Below are 5,033 nucleotides of genomic sequence, written 5' to 3' on the forward strand. Positions count from 1 at the left end.
CGAGCGCTGGATGATCGAGACGCGCGACAAGCTCTCGCGCGGACACGATCTGACCAAGGCCTTCAACTACATGCTGCGCCGCTGGTCATCCTTCACCCGGTTCCTCGATGACGGGCAGATCTGCCTATCGAACAATGCAGCCGAGCGAGCCCTGCGTGGCATCGACCCGCAGGCCTGGCTCGCCGATATCCTGGCGCGCATCGCAGCCCACCCAGCCCATCGGATCGATGATTTGCTGCCGTGGAATTGGAGATCCGCACAACTGCGGACCCAATCAGCGGCGGCCTGATCATGCAGCGCAATAAGGTGCATCACGTCTACACCGTCGAACGTGTCGCCAGGGACCTCGGCGTCAGCGAAGCGCTCATCCAGGAACTGACCCTCGGTCTCGAGCCCGAGGACGGCGTCATCTGGGTCTACGGCGCCAACGATGACGACGGGATCTTGGCCTTCACCGATGAAAGCATCGAGGAGGTCGAACTTCTCCTCGAAGAATATCATCGCGTCTCCCCATCGAAAGCTTGACCCCAGCACCGCGGTGCTCATGGCCGCCGGATACACGTCTGCGGTCTTCACCGGCTTTCGATTACCCACATCGTCGGCGGGCCTATTGCCGCGTATGAATCTGCTGTGATTCTGTCCGTGACGCCGAATCACGGAGGCGTCACGGATGCGAGACAAGACCAGCAGCAGCGAAGCCGCTTGGCAGGAAGAGCTTTGCGCGGCGGCCCTTCCCGACAAGCGCCTGGTCCGCCGCCTGCAGCGGTTGCTGGATCAGCTGTCAGCAGCGCCGGGCAAGCCGATCCCGGCGGCCTGTGGCGACTGGGCAGCGGCGAAGGCGGCCTACCGCTTCTTTGACAACCCGCGTGTGACCGAACACAGCGTTCTCGCCGGCCATTTCGCCGCGACTGCGGCCCGCGTTGCGGCGAACGAAGGTCCGATCCTTATCCTGCAGGACACGACCGAATTTATCTACAGCCGCGCGCAGCCGGGCAAAATCGGCTTCACCAAGACCATCAACGCCGGGCGCTACAAGGCTGGGCAGCCCAACGTGCTGACCTTGTGCGGGGTGCTGATGCATTCGAGCTTGGCCGTCACCCTCACCGGCACGCCCCTCGGTCTGACGGCAGTGAAGTTCTGGACCCGAACGAAATTCAAGGGAACGCTCGCGCTCAAGCGGCACATCAATCCCACGCGCGTGCCGATCGAGACGAAGGAGAGCTACCGCTGGCTGGAGAACTTGCGTCAGTCCATCGCGCTCGTGGGCGCGCCCGAGCGCTGTGTGCATGTGGGTGACCGGGAGAGCGACATCTACGAGCTCTATTGCACCGCGCAGGACCTTGGTACCAGCTTCCTCGTGCGGGTGCAGACGAACAGGCTCGCCGAGCGGCCTGCCGATGCTGGCCCACACGATCCTGCGAATCGCGTCTTTACCCAACTTGCGGCGGCGCCCTGGGCGGGACGTCATCGCATTACGATCGATCAGGACGAGACGACCTGGCTGCGGGTGAAGTTCGCCGCCATCAACACATTGCCGCCCGTGGGCAAACAGAAGCGCTACAGTCCGCAGGTTCTGACATACATCCATGCCCTCGAAGAGGATCCGCCGGCCGGTCGCGAGCCGATCGACTGGAAGCTGGTAACCAACCTGCCGGTCGAAGATCTCTCCGTGGCGGTCGAGAAGCTCGGCTGGTACGCTCTGCGCTGGAAGGCGGAGGTGTTCCACAAGGTCATGAAGTCCGGCTGCCGCGCCGAGGAGGCGAGGCTCGAGACCGCAGAGAGGCTGGCGAAGTTCCTCGCTCTCATCGCAGTGGTCAGCTGGCGAATATTCTTCGTCACTATGTCGGCGCGCGCCAAGCCAGACGCCGCGCCCGACAGCGTTCTCACCTTCGCCGAGATCACTGCGCTCGACCAAATCGACGCCGCCCGAACACGACCGCGTCTCCAACGGCCCACGCTCGCCGCCTACCTGCTGCAAATCGCCATGCTTGGCGGCTATCTCGCCCGCAAACATGATCCGCCTCCCGGCAACATGGTCGTCTGGCGCGCCATGACCCGCTTGCACGACATCGCCTTCGGCATCTCTATTGGATCAAGCCGACGATGTGGGTAATCGAAAGCTTCACCGGATAGGTACGTCGAAGACACGGTTGGAGAGCCACTTCTGGAGAGGTCGACTTCGAGACCAAGGCTACGCGCTCGAAAAATGCGAGGCGCCGAGTCTCGGCAAGATCCCAAAACGATGGCGTGATCAACCGGCGCTGATGGACTTCCTTCGGCCCCGTAACCCGCTTTGTTATGTGGCGCTCGGCGTCCTCACCGGCGGGCTGCCTCTGGCCCGCGGCGGCCGACGCCACATCTCTACCGAAGCCACATTACGCACCAAATGTGTTCGAGCACATTTGGTGCGGGAATCCGACCGCCCGTATCTGGGAGGGCGAAAGCCGAATGGCTGAGCTACTCGACCACGACCGAGGCCGGTGTCCCGCTTCGCGCCAACGCAGCTAATACTGACCAAAAAGCGGTTTGAAGGGTTCCTCATATTGTTTTGTTCTTATCCGCGAACAGTGGGAAATGGGGTGATCGAGCAGCCAATTAGGTCCACGGCGCGCTGAAGTATTGCCTCGGTCCGAGCACGGCTGGGTGAAGCGGCCACGACATATCCGAGCTTGTCTCGGTAATCGCCCTTCCTGACGATCGGCGTCTTGGGTTCAACATAGAACTTGACCTCGGCAACACCTGGTAGAGCAGCCGTCCGACCGTCGCCATCGATCCAATCGAGGATGCCATCGCGATCAGCAACCAGGAACCGCGCGGCCGCTGTCTGCGAATGCCTTCTGCGTAAATCCCATACCTCGCCGATGACAAGCTTGATGTGCTCGGTGACGAGATCGACACCATAAGCCAGCTGAACCAGTTGAGGAGCGCCTCCGCCATGAAGACGCGGATTGACTTCAATGACGACTGGACCACGCTTCGTCCACCGGAATTCAATACCCGTTGGCCCCCAGCCAAGGCCGAGAGGTCGCAAACAGCTCAGCGAAACATCGGCGATACGCTCATGCTCGTCATCAGTCAGCAGGGCCGGAAAGGTGAACTTCCGACCTACGAAATGCGGTAGAGGGCCGCAGTCACCGGTGCCAATTCCAATGATCTGATCTCCCATTATGTCGGCCCAATAATAGGGGCCTTCTGCGAATTCTTCGACCAGTATCCTCGGCGAAGACCGCCATACGTGCTTCCCTCCCAACAGATAGGTCGTATGTTCGGCCAACTCGTCGACGCTGCGGCACAATCGAACACCGCTGCCGCCGTTGCCTACGGCAGGCTTAAGGATCACGGGCAATCCGATCTCCGCAGCAGAGCTATCTACGTCCATCGCATTCGCCGCCAGGCGATAAGCCGGTATTGGAACGCCGGCGTCCGCAAGGAGCTGACGTTGAGCGAATTTGTCGCAGCATCGTTCAATCGATTCGGGATTCGGTCCCGGTAGGTCGAAATGCCGGCAGAGTCTGCCAACTGTGGCATAGAACGACTCCGCGGCGCTCGTAATGCCGGCTATGTCATAGGTCGCACACAGCAGGGAACATTCGTGGATCAGCGCATCGAGATTGCTTGTATCGACACGGACTGCCTCACTCCCTTCCGCCGCAAGATAGTCGTGCTGAGCTGGATCAGCCGATAGGGCAATTGGATGAAGGCCAAGACGCTGGGCTGCTTTCACGTATAGCAGACCATTGCTCCTTGAGCCTTCAACCAGGATGAGTGCTCTTCTTGCCATTGGCTGTTAACCCTCCGTTGCGTGCTGTGCGGCGCCTGAGTTTAAATTAGCCGTGCCTGCCCCAGACCGTGCCTGACCTCAGCCGTTGTGGTGAACGTACCATCGTCGGCGATTTACCGTCGTAAAGATTCTGTAAAATTTTGTTTGAGTGAAGGTCCTGGGGATTGACCGGAGTTCCCCGCTTCGGGGTTTGGGAGAGTGTTGGGCAACGGTGCAAGCGAACCGTCACCGGCAACAGGGGAATCGGGTGGGTTAATTATCGTGAGATGATGGTTGCCAAGAACTGATCGTCCCATGCTGCGACCTTTCGTTTGAGGCGCAACAAATCCTTGCCCGGTGCTCTTCGTATGAGATTGAGAGCGATGTGTTTTATGGTGGTGAAGTTTGCGGGAGCATTGTCGGTTCGCAGGCGGGACTCATCATCGCGAAATGCCATGTCGAGCACCCAGTGGAGGCTGTTCTCGACGGCCTAATGGTCGCGTATGAGGGGACCGATCGGGCTGGCGATGAGAACCAGCGAGGTAAATGTAGAAGCGGATCTCCCGCTCGATCCTGCCACTGAGTTCACAAGTGCTCTCGACCATGACAATGCTGTTGAGGCCTGGCCATTGATGCTCTTTTGAAGCCACTCGATATACTCGGGACATCACCGTCATCCACGAGCCGCCTATCTCGACTTCGTGGTCGAGATGACCTGCCGATCCGACGACCAGAAGGGCCTCCAGATCCTGCCCCGCTGCTGGGTCGTGAACCACTGTACAATGTTGCCAAGGTTGCCTTTGAGTGGTCGGTGCGGATCGAGCGTCCAAGTCGTAGGCTGCAGCTTGTTGAGGCTCGTTGTGGTCGGAATGCGAGTCGATCTGTCGCGGGCGAATCAGAGCCACCATAGGATTTAATGCGCACGTGTCGTTCGAAGCGACAAGAACCGGCCCCCAACCTCTGCTCGAGGCCTATGCCCGTCTTGTGCCGACGAAACGGCGCACGAAGCAACGGCAGGAACGTCGAGCGGACCTTTCATCGAAGGTGACGGAAGTGATGGCGAGATCGGGAGGTGAGCAATGACCGAGACGCGATGTGCGCTCTATGCGCGGGTGTCGAGCGAGGCGTAGACGAGCGACAACACGATCGCCAGTCAGGTTGAGATCGTGTTCCTGAACCGCCCGATTGGGCAGAGGATGATCTTTTGCTCCAGGTTCAGGGCGTGATCGCCGAATATGAACGCGCCAAGATCCTTGAGCGCAGCCGTCGCGGT

At 60.0% G+C, this 5,033-nt stretch carries 4 protein-coding genes; 3 read left to right on the plus strand and 1 reads right to left on the minus strand.

Features of this window, described 5'->3' with window-relative positions; all coding sequences use genetic code 11:
• From NKH83_RS31295 to NKH83_RS31305, 3 genes are all read left to right on the plus strand, one after another.
• Nucleotides 1-289, plus strand: a 289-nt coding sequence (locus NKH83_RS31295; protein ID WP_352808997.1) for an IS66 family transposase, incomplete at its 5' end; no start/stop codon positions are given.
• Between the two features lie 2 nt (nucleotides 290-291).
• Nucleotides 292-525 carry a hypothetical protein gene (locus tag NKH83_RS31300; protein WP_352808999.1) on the plus strand — a complete coding sequence of 78 codons (234 nt, stop codon included), beginning with the start codon at nucleotides 292-294 and terminating at the stop codon, nucleotides 523-525.
• Nucleotides 526-670: 145 nt separating this feature from the next.
• Entirely contained in the window at nucleotides 671-2,113 is a 1,443-nt protein-coding gene (locus NKH83_RS31305; protein WP_352809001.1) for an IS4 family transposase, read from the plus strand.
• A 441-nt stretch (nucleotides 2,114-2,554) separates the two neighbouring features.
• Here the strand turns inward: NKH83_RS31305 and NKH83_RS31310 are convergent, their stop codons facing one another.
• Nucleotides 2,555-3,781 carry an ATP-grasp domain-containing protein gene (locus NKH83_RS31310; protein ID WP_352809003.1) on the minus strand — a complete coding sequence of 409 codons (1,227 nt, stop codon included), beginning with the start codon at nucleotides 3,779-3,781 and terminating at the stop codon, nucleotides 2,555-2,557.
• Nucleotides 3,782-5,033 lie beyond the last annotated feature (1,252 nt).

Origin of the sequence: Mesorhizobium sp. M0909 (genome assembly GCF_040319515.1) — a bacterium.
Classification (GTDB): Bacteria; Pseudomonadota; Alphaproteobacteria; order Rhizobiales; family Rhizobiaceae; genus Mesorhizobium.